We start from the raw sequence: 26,630 nt of genomic DNA on the forward strand, positions 1-26,630 counted from the left end.
GATCAGGTAGATAGGTTCGAGGTGGAAGCATAGCGATATGTGCAGCTGACGAATACTAATCGATCGAGGACTTAACCAATTTTGGCGATTACTCGCTTGTTCGTTTGTTTTGATGTCTTATCCAGTTTTGAAGGCGCGAGCCTTTCTATTAATAGCGTCTAGTGATAATTGCGAAGAGGTCACACCCGTTCCCATGCCGAACACGGCAGTTAAGCTCTTCAGCGCCGATGGTAGTTGGGGGTCTCCCCCTGTGAGAGTAGGACGTCGCTAGGCACAAAAAAGAGAGTCATTCCCATAGGGAATGGCTCTTTTTTACTTGGAAAGATCTAGATGAGAAAGGAAAAGCGAACATTTTATACTTCGCCTTCCCTACCCCTCTTAGTAATTTACTCCACCTATATCTCTATATAAGGAAGAAGGGCTTGGTAAAGAAGCTCCAGATCGGACAAGGAGGTTTTTTTCCCAAGTGATATTCTGATAAACCGGTTTGCTTCATCAACCGTTTTACCTATAGCCGTTATGGTTGTCGCTGGTATCTGCTGTCCAATATGACAAGCACTGCCTACGGATATTGCCAGCTGCTGACGGTTGCATTCAAGAAGGAGCCACTGCCCCTGGTATTTTGAACTGGTCATCCCAATGATAGAAGGCAGCTGGTTCGTTCCTTCGATCTGTATTGCATTATTATGTGGAGAGATCATACGAATCCAATTTGTACGCAGCATTTCTGTTTTTTTGTAGTCCTCTTTCATTTCTTTGACTGAGTGCGCGGCAGCTGTAATAAATGCTGCTATACCAGGAATGTTTATTGTGCCCGGTCGGAATCCTTTTTGGTGAGTGGCGAATTTATAAGAGGATTTCCAGTGTATAGATGGATCAATATAAACAGCCCCAACTCCCTGAGGTCCTCCTACCTTATGGCTGGATATGCTCAGACTGCTTACGTGACTGTTGTGAACATTAATAGGGGTTTTTCCAAAGGATTGAACAGCATCACAGTGAAAAGCAATCGAATGCTTTTTTAAAAGAGAGCCAATCTCATTTATGTTCTGGGTCGTGCCAATCTCATGATTAACATGTTGAATCGCTACTAATATCGTTTTGTCCGTCAAGGCTTGTTCCAGGTCCCGAAGAGATATAAGTCCATTTGATTGTACGGGAAGATACGTAATATCAAATCCTTCTTCCTCTAAAGTAGCAAATGCCCCTAGTACTGATGGATGTTCAAGTTTGCTTGTAATAAGGTGCCGTCCCCGGTGCGCATTTCCTTTTGCGATCGATCGTATGGCTAAATCATTTGATTCAGAACCACCACTTGTAAAGTAGACTCCGTTTGGATCTCCATTAAGAATATCTGCAAGTTCTTTTCTGCATTTTTGCAGTAGATCGTCTGCTGCAGTGCCTGTGTCGTGCAAGCTGCTCGTATTGCCAGGAAAAGCTGTGGCAGCTTGTATATATGTATCTAATGCTTCTTTTCGCATGGGTGCACTTGCTGCGTAATCTAAATAAATCATTTTGACACTCCTTTTAATCTGTTCATCTCGTTGTTTACTAAAATAGGTATTGTGTTTAGTTTAATGTTATGTAAAGATAGGTGTCAAGACACATGTAAAGTGAGGCGGTGGTTCATTGAAATTTTATGATGTCGTGATCATAGGCAGCGGGATTTCCGCACTAGCTGCTGCCCGAAAAGCTGCTCCTTTTAAATCTGTAGCAATTGTCAGCAAATATGGGTTTTCAGTAAGCAATTCCATGCTTGCTCAAGGAGGGGTAGCTGCTGTTTTCAGTGAAGAAGATCACGTGAAAGAGCATTTACTAGATACGTTGACGGCAGGAGATGGTCATAGTGACAGGATGGCTGCTGAATTTCTTGTGAATAAGGGACCCGAGGTAATAAAGCAGATTATAGAAGATGGCATGCGTTTTGATTGTGATGACTCTTCTTATGTGCAGCTTGGACAAGAGGGGGCCCATTCTCATAGAAGAATCCTTCATGCAGGAGGTGATGCGACCGGTAGGAGGCTGACTGCATTTATGGTTCAACAGATTCAATCAAATGTAGAATGGATTGAGCATCATTCAGTCATCGAGTTAATTGTGAAGGACGGAAAATGCTCAGGCGTAAAATTGATAAATTCTAAAGGAATGACAGAGATTATATGGGCTGATCACATTGTCTTATCAACCGGTGGATGCGGGAATTTATTTGAATCTACATCAAACGCAGCAACTGCAAACGGGGAAGGATTGTCACTCGCCTACTATGCAGGGGCTGAATTAACAGATCTAGAATTCATTCAGTTTCATCCTACGGCTTTGGCGACGGATCATCCCAGTTCTGTTCTTATTTCTGAAGCAGTAAGAGGTGAAGGTGCCAGGCTTGTGACAGAAGAGGGTGAAGAGATTATGAAGGATCTTCATCCACTTCAGGATTTAGCTCCCAGGGATATAGTAGCGAGAGAAGTGTATAAGAGAATTCAGCAGGGAGAGAAGATTTATTTAGCGATTAATTATGTGAAAGAATTCACAAAAAAGTTTCCAACGATTACGGATTTGTGTAAGAGAGAAGGCATTGATTTAAAAGAGGGAAGGATCCCAGTAAGACCTGCAGCTCATTTTCATATGGGAGGCATAAAGGTTCAGCGGTCAGGTCAAACCTCTTTTCCAAGGCTTTATGCTATTGGGGAAGCTGCTTGCACAGGAGCCCACGGAGCAAACAGGCTCGCTAGTAATTCTCTCCTTGAAGGTTTAGTTTACGGTGAAGCTGCAGGGGAGTTTTTACAAAAACAGTCTATCGATCGCACTATAGTGTCTGATCCCTATAATCGTACAGCAGGAACAAGGCGCTCACCATCTGCCATGACATTACAGGACCTTAAAAAGCTGATGATGAAGTACGCGGGCATTGAGCGTACAGCTCAAGGAATGAAAAGTTGCTTAAATAAGCTTGAAAAAGAGTTTCCTGTGTTAACTGAAAAAAATATTTATGATTATCATCCGGAGGATTTGACCTTTCTTCATCAGGTAACGGCTGCTTATTTAATTGTACGATCAGCATATGAGAGACAAGAGAGCAGAGGAGCCCATTATTGTCTGGACTACCCTGTAAAAAAGGAAGAATGGCAAGGGGTGCGGATAATTCAAAAAATGGATGAGAGCCACCAGAGGGGGAATAAAAAGCATGAACAAGATGAAGGCAAGGAAAATGGTCGAGCAGTTTTTATATGAAGATATACATGATCAGGATCAAACGAGTGAAGCCTTATTTACAAAACTGGATCAAGGGGAAGCCTATTTTATCCTAAAAGATTCTGGTGTACTCGCAGGCCTTGATTTGATTGAGCTAGTGTATCAGCTGCTCGATCCGGCAACGAAAGTGGAACTACATAAACAGGATGGACAGTATGTTGAGAAGGGCAGCTGCATTGCTTCTGTCAAAGGACCGGTGCAGGCCATTTTATCAGGAGAACGGGTGATTTTAAATTTACTTCAGCGAATGAGCGGAATTGCTACTTTGACAAATGAGGCAGTAAAGGAATTAAACAGCTCTCATACAAAGATTTGCGATACGAGAAAAACAACACCTGGTCTGCGGATGTTTGAAAAATATGCAGTACGCTGCGGTGGAGGAATAAATCACCGATTCGGATTGTATGACGGAATTATGCTGAAAGATAACCATATTGCATTTGCCGGGTCCGTTAGAGAGGCGGTAAAAAAAGCAAAAGCTCATGCGGGCCATATGATCAAAATTGAAGTTGAGATTGAGAACGAAGAACAGCTGCAGGAAGCGATTGAAACAAAAGCCGATTGCATTATGTTTGATAATTGTCCGCCTGACCTCATAAAGAAATGGATCCATCAAGTTCCTGCAGGTATTTTAACAGAGGCATCTGGAGGAATAACAATGGGCCAATTACACAAATACGGAAATTGCGGGGTAGATTACATATCCCTTGGCTTTCTAACCCATTCTGTAAAAAGCCTTGATATCAGTTTAGACGTAAGAATAAAAAAAGGGGGAACGAGAGATGCTCGACTTACTGACAGGCATGCCGCCCGCTTATAAAACGGCTTCTTATGAAGAGTTAAAAAAGCGGGTATTGGCTGTAAAAGAAAAAATGGGAGACCGGCTGTTTATTCCGGGTCACCATTATCAAAGAGACGAAGTGATTCAATTTGCAGATGCAGCAGGAGATTCCCTGCAGCTTGCTCAAATTGCCTCTAAACAGCATCAGGCAGAATACATTGTTTTTTGCGGGGTGCATTTTATGGCCGAAACAGCAGATATTCTTGCTGCGGATCATCAAAAGGTCGTACTGCCAGATATGAGAGCAGGCTGTTCGATGGCAGATATGGCGGATATCAATCAAACAGAACGCGGCTGGGAGCAGCTTCAGCAGTTATTTGGAGATACAATTCTACCTGTTACATATGTAAATTCGACCGCTGCCATTAAATCATTTGTCGGTAAAAATGGAGGAGCCACTGTTACTTCTTCAAATGCCTTAGAGGTAGTCAAGTGGGCTTTTTCACAAAAAGACCGGCTGTTTTTTTTGCCAGATCAGCATCTGGGGCGTAATACTGCACATGACTTGGGCATCTCTTTATCTGACATGGCGGTTTGGGATCCCATTCAGGAAAAACTCGAATTTGAAGGCGAACTGGATAACGTAAAGGTTATCTTATGGAAAGGGCACTGCTCGGTTCACATGAATTTCAGGGTGGATCATATTCATCGTCTTCGAAAAGAAGATCCATCGGTAAGAATTATTGTTCATCCTGAATGTACAAGAGAAGTCGTTGCTCTTTCTGATGATGCCGGTTCAACCAAGTATATTATTGACGCCATCTCGAGTGCAGCGAAAGGATCAAAATGGGCGATTGGAACAGAAATGAATTTAGTAAACCGTCTCAAACAAAACTTTCCAGAGATCAAAATCCAATCCTTGAACCCGACTATGTGCCCGTGCCTGACGATGAACCGAATAGACCTCCCGCATTTGGCATGGATTCTTGAATCGCTTGAAAAAGGGGACGTTCATAATCAAATCAAGGTCGATAAAGATACGGCATACTATGCAAAGGAAGCGCTGGATAAAATGCTTCAGTTAACATAATGGGACAATTATTTGTTTGGATTAAGTAAGAAGGGATATTATATAACTAGAACGTACATTCATTATGGAGGGTGGAATCACAAATGAAGCATCACACACATGATCAACATACACATGAGCACAATGAAAATTGCGGTCATACAAAGATCAGGCATGGCAATCACATTGATTATGTACACGATGGTCATCTGCACCATAAGCATGAGGACCACTGGGATGAATGTGAAATTGATGTAACGGATGCAAACCCGGATGATTGTAAACCATTTGAATGCGGCTGTTCCCACGACAGTGATTGCGGACATGAAATGGTTCCGCATGGTGACCATTATGATTATTTAGTTAACGGTCGACTGCACCATGTTCATGGAGACCACTGCGATGACCACGGTCCAGTAGAGATCCTTGATGTAGGAAGCGTCAAGTAAGCAGTGTAATGATTATTATGTCCGAATGGCAGATGGGATCATCCTAGTAATTTAAATAGACGCCTTCACGAACAAGACTTCGTGGAGGCATTTTTTTGTTTGTGCATACTCAGTTCTCCTTTTTGATTGTCTGGAATGATAACGTTTTCATGTTTATTCCAATTTTAAAAGGGTAAATTAGTAGAGAGAGCAAACCAAGATAAAGGTGGAATGCAAAAATGACTAAGAATATTTTAATGGTTGTAACCAATACTGAAAAAATTGACCAGGATCACCCAACTGGATTGTGGTTATCTGAATTTGCTGAACCCTATGTAGAATTTAAAAAAAATGGCTTTGATGTAACAGTTGTCAGCCCAAAAGGCGGCGGCATCCCGCTTGACCCAAATAGTCTTGAGGATGAACAGCCTGCAGAATGGAAAGAGGCCGAAGAACAGCTTCTTAAAACGGGACAGCTTTCAAGTGTAGTCTTTGAACATTTTGACGGCGTTTTCCTGCCTGGCGGTCATGGAGCTATGTTTGATTTACCGAATGAACCACAGCTTCAGGACGGGCTTGCTCATTTCGCTGAAAATAATAAAGTGATTGGTGCAGTATGTCACGGACCTGCTGGATTTGTAGACGTTGAATTGTCTGATGGAACGCCGCTTGTGAAGGGCAAAAAGCTCACTTCCTTTACAGATGAAGAGGAAAAAGAGATGGGATTGGTTGAACAAATGCCGTTTCTATTACAATCAAAGCTTGAGGAACAGGGGGCACACTTTGTGGCTCAGGGCAATTGGGCAGACCATGTAGTAACGGACGGAAAATTCATCACAGGTCAAAACCCACAATCGAGCCAGAAAACGGCTGAAGCATTTGTGAAAGCGTTAGGCTGATAGTCAAATTTTTATAATAAAGAACCAAGACTGAAGCATTTTCGGTCTTGGTTTTTTTAATCCGTATCCATTTTTAAAAAATTCATCTTTACATTTTGTTAATTCACTAGTAGGATAGCGTTTGAGTGATAGAGAAGGAAGGATCTTACAAGATTAGATTCGTTTGCTTTCCTAACTGAAGGAGGAACATGTGTGCTTGAAAATGGAATTATTATGATGCTGATTATTTTTGTCATCAATATTTTTTATGTCACTTTTTTTACAATGCGGATGATCCTGACGCTGAAGGGCTATCGCTATTTAGCAGCAGGAGTCAGTATGGTAGAGGTGGTTATTTATGTAGTCGGTCTGGGGCTGGTTCTTGATAATTTAAACGAGATCCAAAACCTGGTTGCCTATGCTGTAGGGTATGGTTTGGGCGTCATTATTGGCATGAAGATTGAAGAAAAACTGGCTTTGGGCTATATTACAGTTAATGTGATTACAATGGATAATGGCTTGGATCTTCCAAGAAAACTTCGTGAATGGGGATATGGTGTGACGGATTGGGAGGCCAATGGACTTGAAGGCGGAAGATGGGCCATGCAGATTTTAACGCCTAGAAAATATGAACTGAAACTTTATCAGCGCATAAAAGAAGTAGATCCAAAAGCTTTTATCATCTCATATGAACCAAAAGCGATTCACGGCGGATTTTGGGTGAAGAGTGTGCGAAAACGGATTGCACAGGAGGAAGAAAAGAATGGCCAATAAAGAATGGTTTGAAGTGGAAGAACATGAAACGATTGAAGACTGCTTAAAGCGCATGTCAGACCTGGGCTACATGCCTGTCAAGAGAATGGAAGAACCGATTTTTAAAGAAATTAAAGAGGGGTCTTCTGTAAAAAATGAGCCAATAAGGCAAAGAATTCGGTTTCAAGGGGTAAAAAACGAACAATAAATTATAGTGAAATAAAATTGTTCGGTTTAAGGTTGACGTCCTCATGTCACCTTGTTATGATAAAGACGAGAAAAACGAATAAGCATACGACCTCATATAATCATTGGGAATAGGGCCCAAAAGTTTCTACCTGGTTACCGTAAATGACCGGACTATGAGGGAAAGTGATGCCTTGGATCTGCTATGCCTTTTTTAAGGTATAGACGGCGCATTCGGGACCCAGGTGAACAGCTTTCCTTCTATTTAGTAATAGAGGAAAATGTTGACCTGGGTTTTTTATTGTCATTTATTGAATTCGACTATTGGAGTGAGAAGATGATCGCAGCAGTTGGTGTAATTATGGGCAGTACGTCTGACTGGCCCACAATGAAAAAAGCATGTGCAATATTGGAGGAATTAGAGATCCCGTATGAAAAACAGGTAGTCAGTGCGCACCGTACACCTGATTTAATGTTTGACTATGCAGAAAAGGCAAGAGAAAGAGGTTTAAAAGTCATTATTGCAGGGGCAGGAGGCGCTGCTCATCTGCCAGGCATGGTCGCAGCCAAAACGACTCTACCGGTTATTGGCGTGCCTATTCAATCTAAAGCGTTGAATGGACTCGACTCCCTTCTTTCCATTGTACAAATGCCAGGCGGTGTTCCGGTAGCAACGGTTGCGATTGGCGATGCAGGAGCAGTCAATGCGGGTCTGCTTGCGGCACAGATGTTATCGGCGTTTGATTCTGCGATTGCTGAACGACTCGATCAAAGGCGTAAAGCAAGCGAAGAAAAAGTACTGAAGAGCAGCGGTGAATTATATGAATAAAATCATGCCCGGACAAACAATCGGTATTATCGGTGGAGGGCAGCTTGGCAGAATGATGGCTCTCGCTGCAAAAGAAGCAGGTTTTGTGATCGCAGTTTTGGATCCAGGTGAGAATTCTCCGTGCGGTCAAGTAGCAGACATCGTTATTCGGGCAGCATTTGATGATCGGGATGCACTAAAAAAGCTGGCTGAACAAAGTGATGTCATCACCTATGAGTTCGAAAATATTGATGCAGAAGCGCTCACATGGCTTTCTGACATTGCTTATCTTCCGCAAGGAGCAGAGCTGATCCGGATTACACAGAACCGCCGGCTGGAGAAAAAAATGCTTGAGCAGGCATTAGTTCCGATCGCTCCTTATCAAGTCATCGAACACGAACAAGGGATATATGATATTATAGAATCGTTCGGCTTTCCGGCTATAGTGAAAACAATAACCGGTGGATACGATGGAAAAGGCCAGGTTAAGCTCAATTCGATAGAGGATCTGCAGGAAGCACAGGCGCTTGTAAAAGAAAAGGGACCTTGTGTACTGGAATCATTCATTTCGTTTGATAAAGAAATTTCCGTAATCGTTCACCGCAATGCAAGCGGTGAGACAACTACCCTGCCTATTGCTGAAAATATTCACGTCAATCATATTCTGCATGAATCAATTGTTCCAGCGCGAATTGAACCTGACGTGAGTGAAGTAGCAAAAAAGCTTGCATTACAGATTGCAGATGAAATTAAGTTGATTGGAACACTGGCAGTTGAAATGTTTGTATCCCTTTCAGGTGAAATATGGGTGAATGAACTTGCTCCAAGACCGCACAATTCCGGCCATTATTCTATAGAGGCGTGCGAAACATCACAATTTCACCAGCACATCCGGGCTATTTGCAATTGGCCGCTTAAAAGCACTGCGCTGTTGAAACATGCTGTTATGGTCAATCTGCTCGGACAGCATGTAAAGCCGGCGTTTGATGCAGTAAGTCAATATCCTGACTGGTCGGTGCATTTCTACGGGAAAGCTGAAGCAAAGCAGAACAGAAAAATGGGTCATATCACGATCCTGACAGATGATTTGGAAATGACATTGAAAGAAATGCAGGAATCACGTATCTGGAAGACAACATAATTGGAGGTACCACCATGATCGAACGCTATACGCGCCCAGAGATGGGAGCTATCTGGACAGAACAAAATCGTTTTCAGGCATGGCTTGAAGTAGAAATCTTAGCCTGTGAAGCATGGGCAGAACTTGGAGACATCCCAAAAGAAGACGTAAAGAAAATCCGTGAGAACGCGTCTTTTGACGTAGAACGCATTCAAGAGATCGAAGCAGAGACCCGCCACGATGTCGTCGCTTTTACGCGTGCTGTGTCAGAAACATTGGGAGCAGAGAAAAAGTGGGTGCATTACGGGCTTACATCAACGGATGTCGTGGACACTGCGCTTTCCTATATATTGCGCCAGGCCAACGAGATCCTGCTTAAGGATATTGAAAATTTCGTGGATATTCTTGCAGCGAAAGCAAAAGAACATAAAATGACCGTCATGATGGGACGTACACACGGTGTTCATGCCGAGCCGACCACATTTGGATTGAAGCTTGCGCTGTGGCATGAAGAAATGAAACGAAATCTTGACCGTTTTAAACACGCCGCATCTGGTGTTGAATTTGGGAAAATGTCTGGAGCCGTAGGAACATATGCGAATATTAACCCCTTTGTAGAGTCATATGTATGTGAAAAACTAGGCTTGCAGGCTGCACCGATCTCAACGCAGACTCTTCAGCGTGACCGGCATGCAGAGTACATGGCAACTCTTGCGCTCATCGCTACCTCTATTGAAAAATTTGCGGTTGAAGTGCGTTCCCTTCAAAAAAGTGAAACAAGAGAAGTGGAAGAGTTCTTCTCAAAAGGCCAAAAAGGATCATCCGCTATGCCGCACAAACGAAATCCAATCGGATCTGAAAACATGACCGGGCTTGCCCGTCTAATACGCGGCTACATGCAGACTGCTTATGAGAATGTGCCTTTATGGCATGAACGGGATATTTCACACTCTTCAGCAGAGCGGGTCATATTGCCTGATGCTACGATTGCGTTAAATTACATGCTGAACCGCTTTGGAAACATCGTGAAAAACTTAACGGTCTTCCCTGACAATATGAAGCGCAACATGGACCGGACATTAGGGTTGATTTATTCACAGCGTGTGCTTTTGGCCCTTATTGATAAAGGGCTGTCACGCGAAGAAGCGTATGATACCGTTCAGCCTAAAGCGATGGAAGCCTGGGAAAAACAAGTGCATTTCCGTGAGCTGGTAGAAGCAGAAGATGCCATTACATCTAAGCTTACATCGGATGAAATTGAGGATTGCTTTGATTATCATTACCATCTGCAGCATGTGGATACGATCTTCACACGCTTAGGATTAAATGAATAAATAAGGTACAAAAATGAATGAAGGCCAGTCAGTCCGTTATTTTGAGAAACGGACCTGGCACTTCCATTCACCCTATAAAATAAATAGATTCAAAATTCCGACGATCAGGGAGTGGACTTCACATGGAAAAAGGGCAAATGCTCTATGAAGGAAAAGCAAAAAGATTGTATTCAACCAATGAAGAAGGCATTTTATGGCTGGAATACAAGGATTCTGCAACTGCTTTTAATGGTGAAAAGAAAGCAACAATTGAAGGGAAAGGACAGCTTAACAATTTAATCACATCCCTTCTTTTTGAGAGATTGAAAGAAGAAGGCATCGACTCTCATTTTATTGAAAAGCTTTCCGATCACGAGCAGCTAGTCCGCCACGTGGAAATCATTCCGATTGAGGTTGTCGTTCGAAACACTGCCGCTGGCACATTGGCCAAAAGAATTGGATTAAAAGAAGGGCTTCGACTTAAGCATACGATTGTCGAGTGGTACTACAAGGATGATGATCTTGGAGATCCTTTGATTAATGAAGATCATATTTCATTACTAGGACTTGCTGAGCCGGAAGAATTAACCCTTTTAAAAGAAAAAGCATTGGAAATCAATCGGGTGCTGACACAGTTTTTTCAGCAGATTGAAGTAGACTTGATTGATTTTAAGCTGGAATTCGGCAGAGATAAAGACGGATCCATTCTTTTGGCGGATGAAATTTCGCCAGATACATGCAGGCTATGGGATTCAAAAACGAAACAAAAGCTTGATAAAGATGTGTTTAGAAGAGATTTAGGAAGTTTAACAGATGCGTATCAAACTGTTTTTACAAGACTGGGAGGCGTTTCATCATGATGAAGATTAAAATCCACGTAACATTAAGAGAAAGTGTACTTGATCCACAGGGAACAGCGGTTAAAAGCTCGCTTCATGCGATGAATTATCATGAGGTGCAGGATGTGCGGATTGGAAAATATCTTGAAGTGATGATCGAGCCTTCTGATCGCCCGGTAGACGAAGTGGTAAAAGAAATGTGTGAAAAACTGCTTGCCAACACGGTCATTGAGGACTACGAGTATGAGGTGGAGGAGGCCGTCACACAATGAAATTTGCAGTGATTGTGTTTCCAGGATCCAATTGTGATATTGATATGTACCATGCGATAAAAGATGAGCTGGGTGAAGAAGCGGAGTATGTCTGGCATGACACAGAAGATCTAAGCGGCTATGACGGCATTCTTTTGCCGGGAGGGTTTTCCTATGGAGATTATCTGCGCTCCGGTTCGATTGCCCGTTTTTCAAATGTTATGAAAGAAGTAGTGAAAGCAGCAGAGGAAGGGAAGCCGGTTCTTGGTGTCTGCAACGGGTTTCAAATTCTGCTTGAGGCGGGACTTCTCCCTGGCGCTATGCTGCGCAACAAAGAGCTTAAATTTATGTGCAGAACAGTCGGCCTGGTAGTAGAAAACCCTGATACCATGTTCACATCAGCTTATAGTAAAAATCAGGTTATTCAAATTCCGATTGCACATGGAGAAGGAAATTACTACTGTGATGACACCGTTTTTAATGATTTAAAAGCAAATAATCAAATTGTTTTTACCTATGAGGGTCTCAATCCCAACGGCAGCCTCGGGAACATTGCCGGCATTACAAATGCAAAAGGAAACGTCCTTGGAATGATGCCGCACCCTGAACGTGCCGTTGATGCACTTTTAGGAAGCGCAGACGGACTTAACTTGTTTCAATCGATTGTGAAGCACTGGAGGGACTCAAATGTCATTACTGCTTGAACCAACAGCTCTAAATATAAAAGAAGAAAAACTATATAAAGAAATGGGTTTATCAGACGAAGAGTTTGGAATGGTAGAATCCATTCTTGGGCGCACTCCCAACTGGACAGAGCTTGGCTTATTTTCTGTTATGTGGTCTGAGCATTGCAGCTATAAAAATTCAAAACCGTTATTAAAAAAATTCCCTGTAACAGGAGAACGAGTGCTTCAGGGGCCGGGTGAAGGAGCGGGTATCGTTGATATTGGAGACGGTCAGGCAGTGGCATTTAAAATTGAAAGCCATAACCACCCTTCTGCGATCGAACCTTACCAGGGAGCTGCAACAGGCGTCGGCGGGATTATACGTGACGTATTTTCGATGGGAGCAAGACCCATCGCGATCCTCAACTCTCTACGCTTTGGAGAATTGGATTCTGCTCGTGTTCGGTACCTTTTTGAAGAGGTAGTAGCAGGGATTGCCGGCTACGGAAATTGTATTGGTATTCCTACAGTTGGAGGCGAAATTCAGTTTGATGCTTCTTACGATGGAAATCCACTTGTCAACGCCATGTGTGTTGGGTTAATTGATCATAAAGATATTCAAAAAGGTCAGGCTAAAGGCGTTGGCAACACGGTGATGTATGTTGGTGCTAAAACAGGACGAGATGGCATTCATGGGGCAACCTTTGCTTCTGAGGAACTGAGTGATACGTCTGATGAGAAGCGTCCAGCTGTTCAAGTAGGCGATCCATTTATGGAAAAACTGCTGTTAGAGGCTTGCCTTGAGCTTGTTAAGTCTGATGCGTTAATCGGGATACAGGATATGGGTGCTGCAGGACTTACAAGTTCGTCAGCTGAAATGGCAAGTAAAGCAGGGTCTGGAATTGAAATGAATCTGGACTTAGTGCCGCAGCGTGAAACAGGAATGACAGGCTACGAAATGATGCTGTCAGAATCACAAGAGCGTATGCTGATCGTCATTGAAAAAGGCCGGGAACCTGAAATTCAGGAATTATTCCATAAGTATGATCTTGATGCAGTAGCGGTTGGTCATGTGACGGATGATCATCACCTGCGTTTAATTCATAAAGGTGAAGTCATTGCAGATGTACCAGTAGATGCTTTAGCGGAGGACGCGCCTGTTTATCATAAGCCATCAAGTGAACCTGCCTACTATCGTGAATTCCAAGCGATGGATAACGAAGAGCCGGCAGTGGAAAATGTAGAGGAAACATTACTTTCTCTTTTAAAGCAGCCAACCATTGCCAGCAAGGAATGGGTTTACGATCAATATGATTATCAGGTTCGTACAAACACTGTTGTTACACCAGGTTCTGATGCAGCTGTTCTTCGAATTCGCGGAACTGAGAAAGCATTAGCCATGACAACAGATTGTAACTCTCGCTATCTTTATTTAGATCCGGAGACAGGCGGTAAGATTGCTGTAGCCGAAGCAGCTCGAAACATTGTTTGTTCAGGCGGCGTTCCGCTTGCGATTACAGATTGCCTTAATTTCGGCAACCCTGAAAAACCAGAAATCTTTTGGCAAATGGAAAAATCAGTGGATGGCATGAGCGAAGCATGCAGAGTACTGAATGCTCCGGTTATCGGTGGAAACGTATCACTTTATAATGAAACAAATGGAACAGCTGTTTACCCAACGCCAGTAGTTGGAATGGTTGGACTAATTGAAAATATTGAGCATATTACCACTCAAAGCTTTAAACAAGCGGGCGATTTAGTTTATGTCATTGGTGAAACGCGCACTGAATTTGGCGGCAGCGAGCTTCAGAAATTAGTTCATGGACGGATTTTCGGACAAGCACCAGCGCTTGATTTAGAGGTTGAAAAAAATCGTCAGGCTTTGCTTCTTAAAGCCATTCAAGGCGGGCTTGTTTCGTCGGCTCACGATCTTGCAGAAGGCGGACTTGCCGTTGCGCTTGCTGAATCAACGTTTGGAACAAACGGGCTTGGTGTGGAAGTTGATCTAAAAGGCTCTGTCGTCACTGCATTATTTAGTGAAACGCAATCTCGCTTTTTAGTATCCGTATCACCTGAACAGAAAGAAGCTTTCGAACAAGTTGTGACCGCAGAGTATATCGGACATGTAACGGCACAATCAGCTATTATGATACGTCATGAAGGACAAGCAGTTATTAATAAACCGGTTAAAGAGTTTGAAGATAGTTGGAGAGGAGCGATCGCATGCTTGCTGAGCTAAAAGGACTGAATGAAGAGTGTGGCGTTTTCGGCATTTGGGGTCATGAGCAAGCGGCACAGCTGACGTACTATGCTCTTCAAAGCCTTCAGCACCGAGGACAGGAAGGCGCTGGCATTGTTGCATCAAACGGCCGCGAAATCACCAGCCATAAAGGAGAAGGTCTTGTTACAGAAGTGTTCAGTCAGAACCAGCTTGATCAATTAACGGGTCATGGAGCAGTTGGCCATGTTCGATATACAACCGCTGGGGGCGGCGGATATGAGAATGTTCAACCGCTGTTATTTCGTTCACAGACGGGCAGTCTTGCGCTTGCACACAACGGCAATCTCGTTAATGCCAATGCACTTAAGCACCAGCTTGAGCGTCAGGGAAGCATTTTGCAAACAACTTCAGATACTGAGGTGCTTGCTCATTTAATTAAACGAAGCGGATATGAAAACGTAAAAGAACGTGTAAAAAATGCACTGACCATGCTAAAGGGCGCGTATGCTTTTGTGATTATGACGGAAACGGAGCTTATGGTGGCACTTGATCCAAATGGTCTTCGTCCTCTGTCACTTGGTCAAATTGGCGATGGCTATGTGGTTGCATCCGAGACTTGCGCATTCGATATTATCGGCGCGGAATACATCCGATCAGTGGAACCTGGAGAGCTTTTGATAATCGATGATGAAGGAATTCGTTCTGAACGTTTCACTTATGCAACCAACCGCTCAATTTGCACGATGGAATATGTTTACTTCTCCCGCCCAGACAGCGATATCGATGGAATCAATATTCACAGTGCAAGAAAACGTCTTGGCAAACAGTTAGCTGCAGAATTTCCGATTGAGGGGGACGTGGTGACCGGCGTACCGGATTCAAGCATATCTGCAGCGATTGGCTATGCAGAGGCAGCCAATATTCCCTATGAAATGGGATTAATCAAGAACCGGTATATCGGAAGAACATTTATACAGCCGTCGCAGGAGCTGAGAGAGCAAGGCGTGAAAATGAAGCTGTCGCCTGTAAGGGGAGTAGTAGAGGGCAAACGTGTGATTATGGTGGATGATTCGATTGTCCGAGGTACAACAAGCAGAAGAATCGTTAATATGCTAAAAGATGCCGGGGCTACAGAAGTACATGTCATGATTTCCTCGCCGCCGATTAAAAATCCTTGTTTCTATGGCATAGATACGAGTACGCATGAAGAATTAATTGCGAGCAAAAATTCAGTAGAAGAAATTCGTCAGATCATTGGAGCAGATTCATTAAGCTTTTTAAGTGTAGATGGCATGGTGACAGCAATAGGCCGTCCGGATACAAGCGAAAACAAGGGCCATTGTCTGGCTTGCTTTACAGGAAAGTATCCGACAGAAATTTACCCTGATACATTGCACCCCTATGAAAAAGAGCTTACACACTAGGAGGAAATAAGATGTCGAATGCGTACCGTCAAGCAGGAGTGGATATTGAAGCGGGTTATGAATCCGTTGAGCGAATGAAAAAGCATGTGCTGCGTACAAAACGTCCGGGGGCAATGGGTGTCTTCGGTGGATTTGGCGGCATGTTTGATCTTTCGTCCCTGCCTTATAAAGAGCCTGTTTTAATTTCTGGCACAGATGGAGTTGGGACGAAGCTTCGATTAGCTTTTGCAATGGACCGCCATGATACAATCGGAATTGATTGTGTGGCGATGTGTGTAAATGACATTATTGCTCAAGGGGCAGAGCCGCTATATTTTCTCGACTATCTAGCCGTTGGAAAAGCAGTGCCGGAAAAAATTGAACAGCTCGTAAAGGGTATTGCAGACGGCTGCGAAGAATCTGGATGTGCGTTAATCGGAGGAGAAACAGCAGAAATGCCCGGCATGTATCAAGAAGATGAATATGATATGGCGGGATTTGCTGTTGGGGTTTGCGAAAAAAAGAATATTGTAACAGGTGAGCGGATCGAAGAGGGAGATGTCCTGATCGGCCTTTCATCAAGCGGAATTCACAGCAATGGCTATTCTCTTGTCCGCAAGACCTTGCTTGAAGATAAGCGCTATTCTCTATCTGATAGGCTTGAGGGCCTTGATCAGCCGCTCGGCGATGTCTTGCTGACACCGACTAAACTTTATGCTAAAACGATTCTTCCTTTACTAAAGCAAGTAGATGTTAAAGGGATGGCCCATGTGACAGGCGGGGGCTTCTATGAAAATTTGCCCCGCATGCTGCCAGAAGGATTAGGCGTATCAATTACGCCGGGCACCTGGCCTGTTCCACCTATCTTTCCGATTATACAAAATGCAGCTTCTATGACAGAAGATGAAATGTATCATGTCTTTAATATGGGCATTGGTTTTGTTGCCGTTGTGAAAGAAAGTGAGGCGGAAGAGGCGCTTACTGCAATCAAAGCTGCGAAGGATACTGCCTATATTATCGGTAAGGTGACGGCTGGCGAAAGCGTCGTATTCGAGTCAAAGGAATAAAGGGAGAGAGACTCATGACTAAAATTGCTTTATTTGCTTCTGGAAGCGGCAGCAATGTTCAAGCCATAATCGACTCCGTTGAACAAAGTGAACTCAATGCAGAAATCGAACTTGTTGTATGTGACCGCCCGCAAGCTTATGTGAACAAACGGGCAGCCGATGCCGGCATCGAGGTTTTCTCCTTTGAGGCAAAATCTTTTTCCGGTAAAGATCAATATGAGAAACTCATACTGGAAAAGCTTACAGAAAAAAAAGTAGAGTGGATGATTTTAGCGGGCTATATGCGGTTAATCGGTCCGGTTTTATTAACTGCATATGAAAATAGAATCGTGAATATTCATCCCTCTCTCTTACCGGCCTTTCCAGGAAAGGATGCAGTGGGTCAAGCCATTGATTATGGCGTGAAAATTATGGGTGTAACGGTTCACTTTGTAGATGAAGGAATGGATACGGGTCCGATCATTGCTCAGCAGGCTTTTCCAGTCAACGGGCAAGTAGATCGGGACATGATTCAAAAGCAGATCCATCAAATAGAGCATGACCTATACCCGGCCACACTGCAAAGTCTCTTTAAATAAAGAATTACTGCAAGGAAATAGCAATAGGCAGAGAACAGTTGGAGGAATGATACTATGGCAAAACGTGCACTTATCAGTGTGTCAGACAAAGCAGGAGTCGTTGAATTTGCATCAGCACTTCAGCGCCTCGGGTATGAAATCTTATCCACAGGCGGAACAAAAAATCTGCTTAAGGAGCAGGGAGTGCCTGTAATTGGTGTGGATGAAGTAACAGGTTTTCCTGAAATTTTAGAGGGACGAGTCAAAACACTTCATCCTTCTATTCATGGCGGACTGTTAGCTAAACAGGATAATAAAGCGCATATGAGTCAGCTTGATGAGCAGGGAATACAGCCATTTGATTTAGTATGTGTCAACCTTTATCCTTTTCAGCAAACCATCAGCAATCCGGCTGTAACGTTCGAAGAGGCGATCGAAAATATTGATATTGGCGGTCCGACCATGCTTCGCGCGGCAGCGAAAAATCACGCCCATATAACAGTGGTTGTCGATGCGCTTGATTATGACACCGTCCTTTCACAGCTTGAAACAGACGGGTCAGTGAGTATGGAGACAAGGAAGAAGCTTGCTGCAAAAGTTTTCCGCCACACTGCTGCGTATGATGCACATATTGCCCGTTATTTAACTGAGCAGTCAGGGGAAGAAAACCCTGAACGGTTCACGCTTACATATGAACGTCAGCAGGACTTAAGGTATGGAGAAAATCCTCATCAGCAGGCAGCTTTTTACCGCAATCCGCTAGGATCTGAATTTTCTGTTGCTCACGCGAGACAGCACCACGGCAAAGAACTTTCCTATAACAATATTAAAGACGCAGATGCAGCGATGCAAATTGTGAAGGATTTTGACGAACCCGCAGCTGTGGCAGTTAAGCATATGAATCCATGCGGTGTGGGAAGAGGATCAACTTCTTATGAAGCATTTTTAAAGGCTTATGAAAGTGACTCCACTTCTATTTTTGGAGGTATCGTAGCATTTAACCGGGCAGTGGATGAAAAGACAGCAGGCAAGCTTGTGGAAATCTTCTTGGAAATCGTGATCGCGCCGGCCTTTACAGACGAAGCGATGAAAATATTATCAGCCAAAAAGAATCTTCGTCTGCTGACAGTGCCGTTTGACCGGAAAGGAACCCATGAGCATCTTCTCACCTCAGTTGAAGGCGGTTTGCTTGTACAGGATCAGGACCAGTTTACGCTTGAAAACGGAGATGTAAGAGTCGCAACAGACAGACAGCCCACAGAAGAAGAGTGGGAAGCGATGAAAATGGCTTGGAAGGTGGTGAAGCACGTTAAATCTAATGCTATCGTAGTGGCGGATTCTCAAATGACGCTCGGAATCGGAGCGGGTCAGATGAACCGGGTGGGTGCTGCGAAAATTGCACTCGAACAGGCGGGTGACCGTTCACAAGGTGCAAGTCTTGCTTCTGACGCTTTTTTCCCGATGGATGACACCGTAGAAGCCGCTGCTAAGGCAGGAATAACGTCCATTATTCAAACGGGCGGCTCAATACGGGATGAGGATTCTATAAAGAAAGCAAACGAATATGGCATCACGATGGTTTTAACAGGAATACGCCACTTTAAACACTAATTAAAACGTAAGATTTCCATGTCCAGATAATCTTACTCATGTCCATATTTTTGGCTGACTCATATGGTTTGAGTCAGCCTTTTTTTCTATCTGACTATGCGTGTTGACTGATGTAACAGCCTTTAATTTATGGAGAAAAGAGGGGTTCAAGATGAATGTTTTGATAGTTGGCCGAGGTGGCAGAGAGCATGCCATTTGTAAAGCGATGGCGAAAGCACCATCTGTTGAGCGGATATTTTGCGCACCCGGCAATGCAGGAATTTCGTCATGCGCTGAACGGGTTAAGATCGATGAAAATGATCAGGATTCACTTGTGAAGTTTGCAAAAGAAAACAAAGTGGATCTAACAGTAGTCGGACCTGAGCAACCTCTTGCAGAAGGAATTGTGGACCGGTTTTTAGCAGAAGGTCTTTCCATATTCGGTCCGACCAAGGAAGCCTCGCAGATCGAAGGAAGCAAGTCTTTTGCTAAGGATTTAATGCAAAAATATCATGTGCCGACAGCAGCTTATGAAACCTTTCAGGATGCAGCTATGGCAAAAAGTTACTTGCAAAAACACGGTGTGCCTATTGTTATTAAAGCAGATGGACTGGCGGCCGGAAAAGGTGTTGTTGTCGCAATGACCATGGAGGAAGCGGAAAAAGCGATTGATGACATGCTGATAGAAGAACGTTTTGGGGCATCTTCAAATCAAATCGTAGTAGAAGAATTTCTCGAAGGAGAAGAGTTTTCCTTTATGGCCCTAGTGCACGAAGACGTTATTATACCGCTAGAGCTGGCTCAGGATCATAAGAGAGCGTTTGATGGAGATTCAGGACCTAATACAGGAGGCATGGGAGCTTATTCTCCTGTTGATCATCTGCCTGAAGGGATTGAAGAAACTTCATTCGATACGATACTTAAACCTGTAGTGCATGCCATGATAAAAGAAGGCAGACCTTTTACAGGGGTATTGTATGCGGGACTGATCTTAACCGAAGCAGGACCAAAGGTAATTGAATTCAACGCCCGGTTTGGAGACCCGGAAACACAGGTGGTTTTACCCAGATTAAAAACAGATCTTGCAGCAGTTTTATCTAAGCTTATAAAGCACGAAAAAACGGAGCTGGAATGGGAAAAACAGTCGATGGTCGGCGTGGTTTTAGCAGCAGAAGGTTATCCAGGAGAATACAAAAAACAGATCTCTTTAAACCAATTTAAAGAAGAACAAGAATGGTTATTTCATGCTGGAACCGAGTGGAGTGATGAAAACTTGTATTCAACAGGAGGCCGGGTTTTACTGGCTGCGCGATTTGGGGATAGCATTCTTCAGGCGCAGGAGAAGGTATATTCCTTTTTGGAAAATCACAATACGCAAAAATTATTTTATCGAAGAGATATTGGACATCAGGCAGCTAAGAAAAGATAAAGAGCCCACATGGGTTCTTTTTTTCATTATAGAGAACAACTTACAGAAAAAAAGGAATTCTTAGGAAATAGGAGAATATTGTAGAATTAATGGGTTATTATTGTCATAATGAATGGTTTTTAGGGAATATAACTATTTTATATTACGATCAAAAACCGTATAATAACAGTATGAATTTCTTAATAAAGAACAGGTGTTGTTTATACTAGATTATTGATTTCCCGTTCTATTTGTTAATATCTATTTTTATTTATGTTTATTCTTTCCTCGATTAGGGAAAAAGAGGGAGTAGATTTTACTGTTTTTTCCTTTCGTATGACCACGATTTTTAAATTTTTGTCTTTTGATGTCGGAAAAGTCAGAATACTTAGTTCTAAACTACTATATGGCAAGGAGTTAAATGGTGTTAAGATATTATTAAGTAGTTAAATCCGGTCACAGAAAAGGAAATGACAGTTATTGCTTCAGCTTCATGTAAGAACAGTTAAGGGCAAACCAGTTGAAAAATTGGGACGCAAAGCTTACAGGTCTAAGGCATACAGTTGGAGGGTGCTATGACGGCTGAGCCGCCTGAGGTACTGCAAATAGTATTTTGGGAGGGGAATAAAATGGGTCGAGCAGCGGAAGTGGATTTGGAATGGGTGGCTCTGATTAACGAAGCTCTAATGGCGGGGATTTCTGAATGTGAAATTGAAGATTTTTTAAAGGGGAAAAATCTTCATCGTGAACGGGAAAGAAGAAGCGTAGCAGTAGGGTGAATAATCGAAAAAATGACCGGTGCATCTTCAATACGCACAGGTCATTTTTTGTTGATTCGCCACTTATTAAATTCAATAAATTCTTTGAACTGTTCTTTTGATATGCCAGATTCCATTGCCGATTTGGCTAAATTAACCCAGTCGGTGTCAACATCCTTCTGATTATCATCAGGATCGAGTAAAGTATTGACCGTCACTCCAAGAACCGGAGCGATTTTATCTAGGAACTGGATTGAAGGATTTTGCTGGAGGTTTCTCTCTAAAGAGCTTACATAAGATTTTGCAACCCCTGCTTGTTCCGCTAATTCAGAGAGAGACATGTTTTTTTCTTTACGAAGAGCCTTCACGCGATCACCAATCATCACCATCACACACCTTGAAGTATTAAATTTCGACTTATTTCTCCATTTTATCATAAAATTATAAAATGGACACTATAACGCACGAATTTTTACAAAGTTGAGATGATAGGTCAGTTAGAAAGGGAGATGTAGGTTGATTGATGGTTCAAAAGGGCTTGTTAACTCGTTCATTCGCTACTCTCCTGATCCTACCTCTGAATGGTGAAGATAGTTGCTCGTTTCACTTTCCCAGTTAAGAGCATCGTCCATCCAGTTGTTTCTTTTATCCCATAGCGCTACCAAAGGACAGAACTGCATTAATCCTTCTGCTACCTTCATGGCCCCTAAAACAGCGAGCAGGAAAAATGACTTCTTCCATGGTTTTTTGGCCATTCTGGCAGTAGCAATACTTAAGATGGTAAAACCTGCGATGGTTCGAATGTAAGAATTTGTTCTTCCGATATTTGATCTCATGTACATTCACTCCAATATCTTTTTTTTTGTAAATCTGCTGCTCTTTAATGCGGTGACATGTAAAATATGATACGATTAAACCATTATTTTAATCCTGCAAAAAGCTGCACTTCTAAGCTCTGAGACAGGTAAAATAATGATGTATACACGGATTACATGTCAGGAGGAAATGGTAAGATGGAGCAACGTTTTCCATGGAAGATTGAGCATTTAAGAGAACATACAGCTGTTCTAGACGGCAACCTTGCCCCAACGAAGCTGCTGACAAATGCCACCTACCTTAATTCTTCCTTAAAGTCATGGATAAAGGGGCATATATGGATCTACTGCGATCGAATTGTATATGCGGGAACTAAACTCCCGGAAAATACAACGAATACAGAAATCACAGATTTAACAGATAAGTGGGTTGTGCCCGGTTACATTGAACCTCATGTACATCCATTTCAGCTATATAATCCCCAATCTTTCGCTGAATATGCATCTCAAAGCGGTACGACTACGTTTATTTCGGACAACTTGATGATGCTATTATTAAATAATAAAAAGAAAGCGCTTCCTTTTATACAACAATTCAAGAAGTCCTCACTTTCCTTCTACTGGTGGGCAAGGCTTGATGCTCAGACAGAAATTATTAATGAAGAAGAACTTTTTACAAATGGGGAAATACGGCAGTGGCTTGCAGATCCAAGTGTTCTGCTTGCCGGAGAGCTTACAAGCTGGCCAAAGCTGGTTGATGGCGACGATATGCTTTTAAGCTGGATGCAGGAAGCAAGGATCCATTATAAGCGCGTCGAAGGGCATTTGCCTGGGGCTTCTGAAAAAACGATTGCAAGAATGACACTTTTAGGTGTAACAGGCGATCATGAGTCAATGACTGGAGAAGAGGCCTGGATGCGTTTGGAACAAGGACTGGCTGTTACGCTGCGACATTCTTCCATTCGGCCGGATCTGTCGAAGATCATTACCGAACTGAAAGAAAAAGGGCTACAATCATTTGATTCACTTATGATGACTACGGATGGTTCCACGCCTTCTTTTTATCGTGATGGGGTTATGGACCGCTTAATTAAAATTGCCCTGGACGCTGGGGTTGATCCAGTTGACGCTTACCATATGGCATCTTATTCAATTGCGAAATATTATCGGATGGAATTCATGCAGGGAATGATCGCAACCGGCAGACAGGCGACCTTGAATGTGCTCCATTCAATAGAAGATCCTACTCCGGAGTCTGTCCTATCAAAAGGGCAGTGGTTAAAAAAAGAGGGAGAGAGAACGCTGTTTATTGAGCAGCCAGACTGGTCCTTAATTCCTCCTTTAAAGCTTGATTGGGAACTGACTGACGATGATCTTCAGTTTTCCATGCCTTTTGGAATCGAAATGGTGAATAATGTCATTACAAAACCATATTCTATTAATATTGATACATCTGTTGATGAACTGAATCGAGATAGCGACGAAAGCTTTTTGATGCTGATCGACCGGTTTGGCAAATGGAAAATATGTACGGTTATAAAAGGATTTGTTCAAAACCTTGGAGCGCTTGGATCTTCTTTCTCAAATACAGGTGACCTGATCTTCATAGGGAAGTCAAAGAAAGACATTCAAACCGCTTTTTCTCGAATACGTAACCTTCAGGGTGGCATTGTGCTTGTCGATCAGGGGGAAGTGCTCCATGAAATTCCTCTTACAATTGGCGGGATGATGTCAAGGGAACCGATGGAGATGATAATGGATGCAGAAGAGACTTTGAGGGAAATTGTAAGAGAAAGAGGATACAAACACGAGGATCCGGTTTATACGCTGCTATTTTTATCTTCCACTCATTTGCCCTATGTCCGAATCACCCAAAAAGGACTTTACGACGTTAAAAAGAAAACGGTACTCTTTCCAACGATAATGCGTTAAAATGAGAAAGTAAGACAATGTATTTACGAGGTGTCAGCTCTATGAAACGAGTTTTACTGGTAATGATCGCAAGTTTGATGGTAGCCTGCAGCGTGAATCAAGAAGCGGAAAATCAGCAACTGACAGACCAGGAAAATAACCTTTCTGAAAAACAGCAGAGAGATGACACAGAAAAAGTGAACTCGTCTGCTGCTGAAGAAATGTCACCTTTATCTGGAGAACCGGTAAGCAGTAATAATAGAGCCATTTCAGTTATTATAAATAACCATCCCAAAGCTCGTCCTCAAAGCGGACTGGCAGAAGCAGATATCATATATGAAGTACTGGCTGAAGGAGGCGTCACACGTCTTCTTGCCATTTATCAAAGTCAATACCCAGAACGAGTAGGACCAATTAGAAGTGCACGTGATTATCATATCAAGCTGGCCGGAGCGTATAACAGCTTTTTTGTTGCCCACGGCTATAGTCCGGATGCTTTTTCCATGCTTGAAAATGGTGTGATTGAGCATATAAATGGGATACAATATGATGGAGAATTGTTCGTTCGTTCTTCAGATCGTGCAGCTCCGCATAATTCATACAGTAGTTCTGCTTTTTTTGAACAAGGAGCAAAAAGAAAAGGTGTCTCGCTTGAAGGTGCACCTGCCGGCATGACATTTTCAAATCAGGCTGACCTTTCCCTGGAAACAGCTGTCTCCCAATTTTCCGTGACGTATGATGGAAATGAAACGTACACGAGTGAATATTCCTATGAGCCTTCTGACGATTCCTATTCAAGAATAAGTGCAGGGGAACAAACCATTGATGGAGAAACAAATGAACCCGTATCTATTGCCAATATTTTAATTATGGAAGCTGGTCACCGCTTGATTGATGAACAGGGCCGACTGGATATCGACCTTTCATCAGGAGGAAATGCCTATCTGTTTACAAAAGGGACTTATTTCGAGATGAAATGGGAAGAAGAAAACGGACGGATGATCCCATATTATAATGGCAAGCCCGCTCCATTATCTCCAGGGTTGACCTGGATTCATCTTATTCCTGAGGATAAAGGATTCGATCAGCTGGTCACCGTATTTGATTAATTATAAAAGGAGTCGTTCTGACATTATGCAAATAGATAAATTAAGAGGAAAAGAACTCGATCAGCTTTTTAATGCAGTTCTTTCACTAAAAGACCTGGACGAATGTTATCGATTTTTCGATGATCTTTGTACCATTAATGAAATTCAATCACTCGCTCAGCGGCTCGAAGTTGCCCGTATGCTTCGGGATGGCAAAACCTATCACAAGATTGAAACAGAAACCGGTGCCAGCACGGCTACTATATCCCGCGTGAAGAGATGCCTCAACTATGGCAATGACACGTACTCACTTGTTTTGGGCCGCATTCACTCAACTGAAGAGGCAGAAGAAAATAAGTAGTATTGGTTTGAAATCAGGCAGGACTTGTCATGGCTGATTTCACGACTTAGTGTTGTCACTTAAGCAGTCTTTTAAAGAGGCTGGGACAGAAATGTGAAAGATGTTTAAATTGAGGTCTTTTTATTAGTAAATTTGAGGTGAACGGAGCGGAAGATGGCGACTCCAGCAGGATATGACGGTTGCTTGAGACCCCGCAAGGCAGAGCCTGAGGAGGGCTTAAGCACCGTTCCTGCGGAAAGCGTCCGTCTGAAGCGCAGAGAACCGGTTTGAAGAGGTTGAGACATTTGTCCCAGCCTCTTTTTAATTTGCTGAATTTTAAATCAGACTGATTCCCATGAGGGGCTGCTTCCCATGCTTTAAGCTTCCCCCATAGGATGCTATAATGGTACGGATAAAGTTTGAAAAGGAACGAAAGTGAAATGGAGGATGCAGCATGTATGATGTCCAGGAATGGAAACATGTATTTAAACTTGATCCGAATAAGGAGCTTTCAGATCGTGCATTAGAAAAGATCTGTGAGTCTGGCACTGATGCAGTCATGATAGGAGGTACAGACGGCGTTACGCTTGAAAACGTACTCGACTTAATGGTCAGGGTACGCCGTTATTCAGTGCCTTGCGTTCTTGAAGTATCTACTCTGGATTCGGTCACACCTGGATTTGATTTATATTTTATTCCTACAGTCTTAAATGCCAGCGATCCAAAATGGATTACCGGACTTCACCATGATGCAGTGAAAGAACACGGCGATTTAATGAACTGGGAAGAAATAATGGCAGAAGGCTACTGCATTGTGAACCCGGATTGTAAAGCGGCCAGACTTACACAAGCGAAAACGGAGCTGTCAAAAGACGATATTATTGCCTATGCACGAATGTCAGAGCGGCTGTTTCATCTGCCGGTTTTTTATTTGGAATACAGTGGAATGTATGGAGATCCTGCTGTTGTACAGGCTGTTGGGCAGGAACTTTCAAAGACGGTTTTCTTTTATGGGGGCGGTATTACTTCAAAGCAAAGAGCCGAAGAAATGGCAGAGCGGGCCGACGTGATTGTTGTAGGCAACCTGCTTTATGAAAATTTAAATGAAGCGTTAAAAACAATCCTATAAATA

At 43.0% G+C, this 26,630-nt stretch carries 27 protein-coding genes, 1 rRNA gene and 2 riboswitches; of the genes, 25 read left to right on the forward strand and 3 right to left on the reverse strand.

Features of this window, described 5'->3' with window-relative positions; translation table 11 throughout:
- Nucleotides 1-157: 157 nt before the first annotated feature.
- Nucleotides 158-273 (forward strand): 5S ribosomal RNA (rrf, locus tag KR50_RS10985).
- A 122-nt stretch (nucleotides 274-395) separates the two neighbouring features.
- Here rrf and KR50_RS10990 read toward each other — a convergent pair.
- Nucleotides 396-1,514: an IscS subfamily cysteine desulfurase gene (locus tag KR50_RS10990; protein WP_041058356.1), complete on the reverse strand. Its 1,119-nt coding sequence runs from the start codon at nucleotides 1,512-1,514 to the stop codon at nucleotides 396-398.
- Between the two features lie 115 nt (nucleotides 1,515-1,629).
- On the opposite strand from KR50_RS10990, the gene nadB reads away from it, so the two are divergent.
- From nadB to sinI, 20 genes are all read left to right on the forward strand, one after another.
- Entirely contained in the window at nucleotides 1,630-3,228 is a 1,599-nt protein-coding gene (nadB, locus tag KR50_RS10995) for an L-aspartate oxidase (RefSeq protein WP_041058361.1), read from the forward strand.
- The gene (gene nadC / locus KR50_RS11000; protein ID WP_052477013.1) at nucleotides 3,182-4,069 is read left to right on the forward strand and encodes a carboxylating nicotinate-nucleotide diphosphorylase; all 888 of its coding nucleotides are present in this window, start codon (nucleotides 3,182-3,184) and stop codon (nucleotides 4,067-4,069) included. The genes nadB and nadC overlap by 47 nt, the downstream gene beginning before the upstream one ends.
- Nucleotides 4,032-5,120: a quinolinate synthase NadA gene (gene nadA, locus KR50_RS11005; RefSeq protein ID WP_041058364.1), complete on the forward strand. Its 1,089-nt coding sequence runs from the start codon at nucleotides 4,032-4,034 to the stop codon at nucleotides 5,118-5,120. Before nadC ends, nadA begins: the two co-directional genes overlap by 38 nt.
- A gap of 83 nt (nucleotides 5,121-5,203) precedes the next feature.
- The gene (locus KR50_RS11010; protein WP_041058366.1) at nucleotides 5,204-5,548 is read left to right on the forward strand and encodes a hypothetical protein; all 345 of its coding nucleotides are present in this window, start codon (nucleotides 5,204-5,206) and stop codon (nucleotides 5,546-5,548) included.
- A gap of 218 nt (nucleotides 5,549-5,766) precedes the next feature.
- Complete coding sequence (locus KR50_RS11015; protein WP_041058369.1) at nucleotides 5,767-6,426, forward strand: type 1 glutamine amidotransferase domain-containing protein; 660 nt, start codon at nucleotides 5,767-5,769, stop codon at nucleotides 6,424-6,426.
- A 192-nt stretch (nucleotides 6,427-6,618) separates the two neighbouring features.
- Nucleotides 6,619-7,179: a DUF2179 domain-containing protein gene (locus tag KR50_RS11020; protein WP_041058371.1), complete on the forward strand. Its 561-nt coding sequence runs from the start codon at nucleotides 6,619-6,621 to the stop codon at nucleotides 7,177-7,179.
- Complete coding sequence (locus tag KR50_RS11025; protein ID WP_041058373.1) at nucleotides 7,169-7,366, forward strand: NETI motif-containing protein; 198 nt, start codon at nucleotides 7,169-7,171, stop codon at nucleotides 7,364-7,366. The genes KR50_RS11020 and KR50_RS11025 overlap by 11 nt, the downstream gene beginning before the upstream one ends.
- 72 nt (nucleotides 7,367-7,438) lie before the next feature.
- Nucleotides 7,439-7,541, forward strand: a riboswitch (purine riboswitch).
- 140 nt (nucleotides 7,542-7,681) lie between these two features.
- On the forward strand, nucleotides 7,682-8,173 hold the full coding sequence (gene purE, locus KR50_RS11030) for a 5-(carboxyamino)imidazole ribonucleotide mutase (protein ID WP_041058375.1): 492 nt from the start codon (nucleotides 7,682-7,684) through the stop codon (nucleotides 8,171-8,173).
- Entirely contained in the window at nucleotides 8,166-9,293 is a 1,128-nt protein-coding gene (gene purK / locus KR50_RS11035) for a 5-(carboxyamino)imidazole ribonucleotide synthase (RefSeq protein ID WP_041058376.1), read from the forward strand. The genes purE and purK overlap by 8 nt, the downstream gene beginning before the upstream one ends.
- Before the next feature lie 14 nt (nucleotides 9,294-9,307).
- Complete coding sequence (gene purB / locus KR50_RS11040; protein ID WP_041058379.1) at nucleotides 9,308-10,606, forward strand: adenylosuccinate lyase; 1,299 nt, start codon at nucleotides 9,308-9,310, stop codon at nucleotides 10,604-10,606.
- Between the two features lie 122 nt (nucleotides 10,607-10,728).
- Entirely contained in the window at nucleotides 10,729-11,445 is a 717-nt protein-coding gene (gene purC / locus KR50_RS11045; RefSeq protein ID WP_041058381.1) for a phosphoribosylaminoimidazolesuccinocarboxamide synthase, read from the forward strand.
- Nucleotides 11,442-11,696 carry a phosphoribosylformylglycinamidine synthase subunit PurS gene (gene purS / locus KR50_RS11050; RefSeq protein WP_041058384.1) on the forward strand — a complete coding sequence of 85 codons (255 nt, stop codon included), beginning with the start codon at nucleotides 11,442-11,444 and terminating at the stop codon, nucleotides 11,694-11,696. The genes purC and purS overlap by 4 nt, the downstream gene beginning before the upstream one ends.
- Nucleotides 11,693-12,379 (forward strand): phosphoribosylformylglycinamidine synthase subunit PurQ, encoded by a 687-nt coding sequence (gene purQ, locus KR50_RS11055; protein WP_041058387.1) that lies wholly within the window; start codon nucleotides 11,693-11,695, stop codon nucleotides 12,377-12,379. The genes purS and purQ overlap by 4 nt, the downstream gene beginning before the upstream one ends.
- Nucleotides 12,363-14,579, forward strand: a complete 2,217-nt coding sequence (gene purL / locus KR50_RS11060) for a phosphoribosylformylglycinamidine synthase subunit PurL (protein WP_041058390.1) — start codon at nucleotides 12,363-12,365, stop codon at nucleotides 14,577-14,579. The genes purQ and purL overlap by 17 nt, the downstream gene beginning before the upstream one ends.
- Entirely contained in the window at nucleotides 14,564-15,985 is a 1,422-nt protein-coding gene (gene purF, locus KR50_RS11065) for an amidophosphoribosyltransferase (protein ID WP_041058393.1), read from the forward strand. The genes purL and purF overlap by 16 nt, the downstream gene beginning before the upstream one ends.
- A gap of 11 nt (nucleotides 15,986-15,996) precedes the next feature.
- Nucleotides 15,997-17,031, forward strand: coding sequence for a phosphoribosylformylglycinamidine cyclo-ligase (purM, locus tag KR50_RS11070; protein ID WP_041058396.1), 1,035 nt, complete (start codon nucleotides 15,997-15,999; stop codon nucleotides 17,029-17,031).
- A 14-nt stretch (nucleotides 17,032-17,045) separates the two neighbouring features.
- The gene (gene purN / locus KR50_RS11075) at nucleotides 17,046-17,609 is read left to right on the forward strand and encodes a phosphoribosylglycinamide formyltransferase (protein ID WP_041058398.1); all 564 of its coding nucleotides are present in this window, start codon (nucleotides 17,046-17,048) and stop codon (nucleotides 17,607-17,609) included.
- A gap of 54 nt (nucleotides 17,610-17,663) precedes the next feature.
- Nucleotides 17,664-19,199 carry a bifunctional phosphoribosylaminoimidazolecarboxamide formyltransferase/IMP cyclohydrolase gene (purH, locus tag KR50_RS11080; RefSeq protein WP_041058401.1) on the forward strand — a complete coding sequence of 512 codons (1,536 nt, stop codon included), beginning with the start codon at nucleotides 17,664-17,666 and terminating at the stop codon, nucleotides 19,197-19,199.
- A 151-nt stretch (nucleotides 19,200-19,350) separates the two neighbouring features.
- A complete protein-coding gene (gene purD / locus KR50_RS11085; protein ID WP_041058403.1) occupies nucleotides 19,351-20,607 on the forward strand; it encodes a phosphoribosylamine--glycine ligase in 1,257 nt (418 codons plus the stop codon).
- A 479-nt stretch (nucleotides 20,608-21,086) separates the two neighbouring features.
- A riboswitch (cyclic di-GMP riboswitch) is annotated at nucleotides 21,087-21,181 on the forward strand.
- A 34-nt stretch (nucleotides 21,182-21,215) separates the two neighbouring features.
- Nucleotides 21,216-21,365, forward strand: a complete 150-nt coding sequence (gene sinI, locus KR50_RS18520; RefSeq protein WP_198134243.1) for a DNA-binding anti-repressor SinI — start codon at nucleotides 21,216-21,218, stop codon at nucleotides 21,363-21,365.
- 41 nt (nucleotides 21,366-21,406) lie between these two features.
- Here sinI and KR50_RS11095 read toward each other — a convergent pair whose 3' ends face one another.
- Both KR50_RS11095 and KR50_RS11100 read right to left on the reverse strand, forming a co-directional pair.
- The gene (locus KR50_RS11095) at nucleotides 21,407-21,727 is read right to left on the reverse strand and encodes a helix-turn-helix domain-containing protein (protein ID WP_041058408.1); all 321 of its coding nucleotides are present in this window, start codon (nucleotides 21,725-21,727) and stop codon (nucleotides 21,407-21,409) included.
- A gap of 174 nt (nucleotides 21,728-21,901) precedes the next feature.
- On the reverse strand, nucleotides 21,902-22,180 hold the full coding sequence (locus KR50_RS11100; RefSeq protein ID WP_198134244.1) for a YgaP family membrane protein: 279 nt from the start codon (nucleotides 22,178-22,180) through the stop codon (nucleotides 21,902-21,904).
- A 177-nt stretch (nucleotides 22,181-22,357) separates the two neighbouring features.
- Here KR50_RS11100 and KR50_RS11105 point away from each other — a divergent pair, with 177 nt between their 5' ends.
- The 4 genes from KR50_RS11105 to pcrB all read left to right on the forward strand — a co-directional run bounded on the left by KR50_RS11105 (nucleotide 22,358) and on the right by pcrB (nucleotide 26,627).
- Nucleotides 22,358-24,091, forward strand: coding sequence for an adenine deaminase C-terminal domain-containing protein (locus KR50_RS11105; protein ID WP_041058410.1), 1,734 nt, complete (start codon nucleotides 22,358-22,360; stop codon nucleotides 24,089-24,091).
- Between the two features lie 41 nt (nucleotides 24,092-24,132).
- Nucleotides 24,133-25,179 (forward strand): DUF3048 domain-containing protein, encoded by a 1,047-nt coding sequence (locus KR50_RS11110; protein ID WP_041058413.1) that lies wholly within the window; start codon nucleotides 24,133-24,135, stop codon nucleotides 25,177-25,179.
- A gap of 25 nt (nucleotides 25,180-25,204) precedes the next feature.
- Nucleotides 25,205-25,519, forward strand: a complete 315-nt coding sequence (locus KR50_RS11115) for a YerC/YecD family TrpR-related protein (protein ID WP_041058415.1) — start codon at nucleotides 25,205-25,207, stop codon at nucleotides 25,517-25,519.
- Nucleotides 25,520-25,952: 433 nt separating this feature from the next.
- Nucleotides 25,953-26,627, forward strand: a complete 675-nt coding sequence (gene pcrB / locus KR50_RS11120; RefSeq protein WP_041058416.1) for a heptaprenylglyceryl phosphate synthase — start codon at nucleotides 25,953-25,955, stop codon at nucleotides 26,625-26,627.
- Nucleotides 26,628-26,630 lie beyond the last annotated feature (3 nt).

It is taken from the genome of Jeotgalibacillus campisalis, assembly GCF_000829515.1.
Classification (GTDB): Bacteria; Bacillota; Bacilli; order Bacillales; family Jeotgalibacillaceae; genus Jeotgalibacillus; species Jeotgalibacillus campisalis.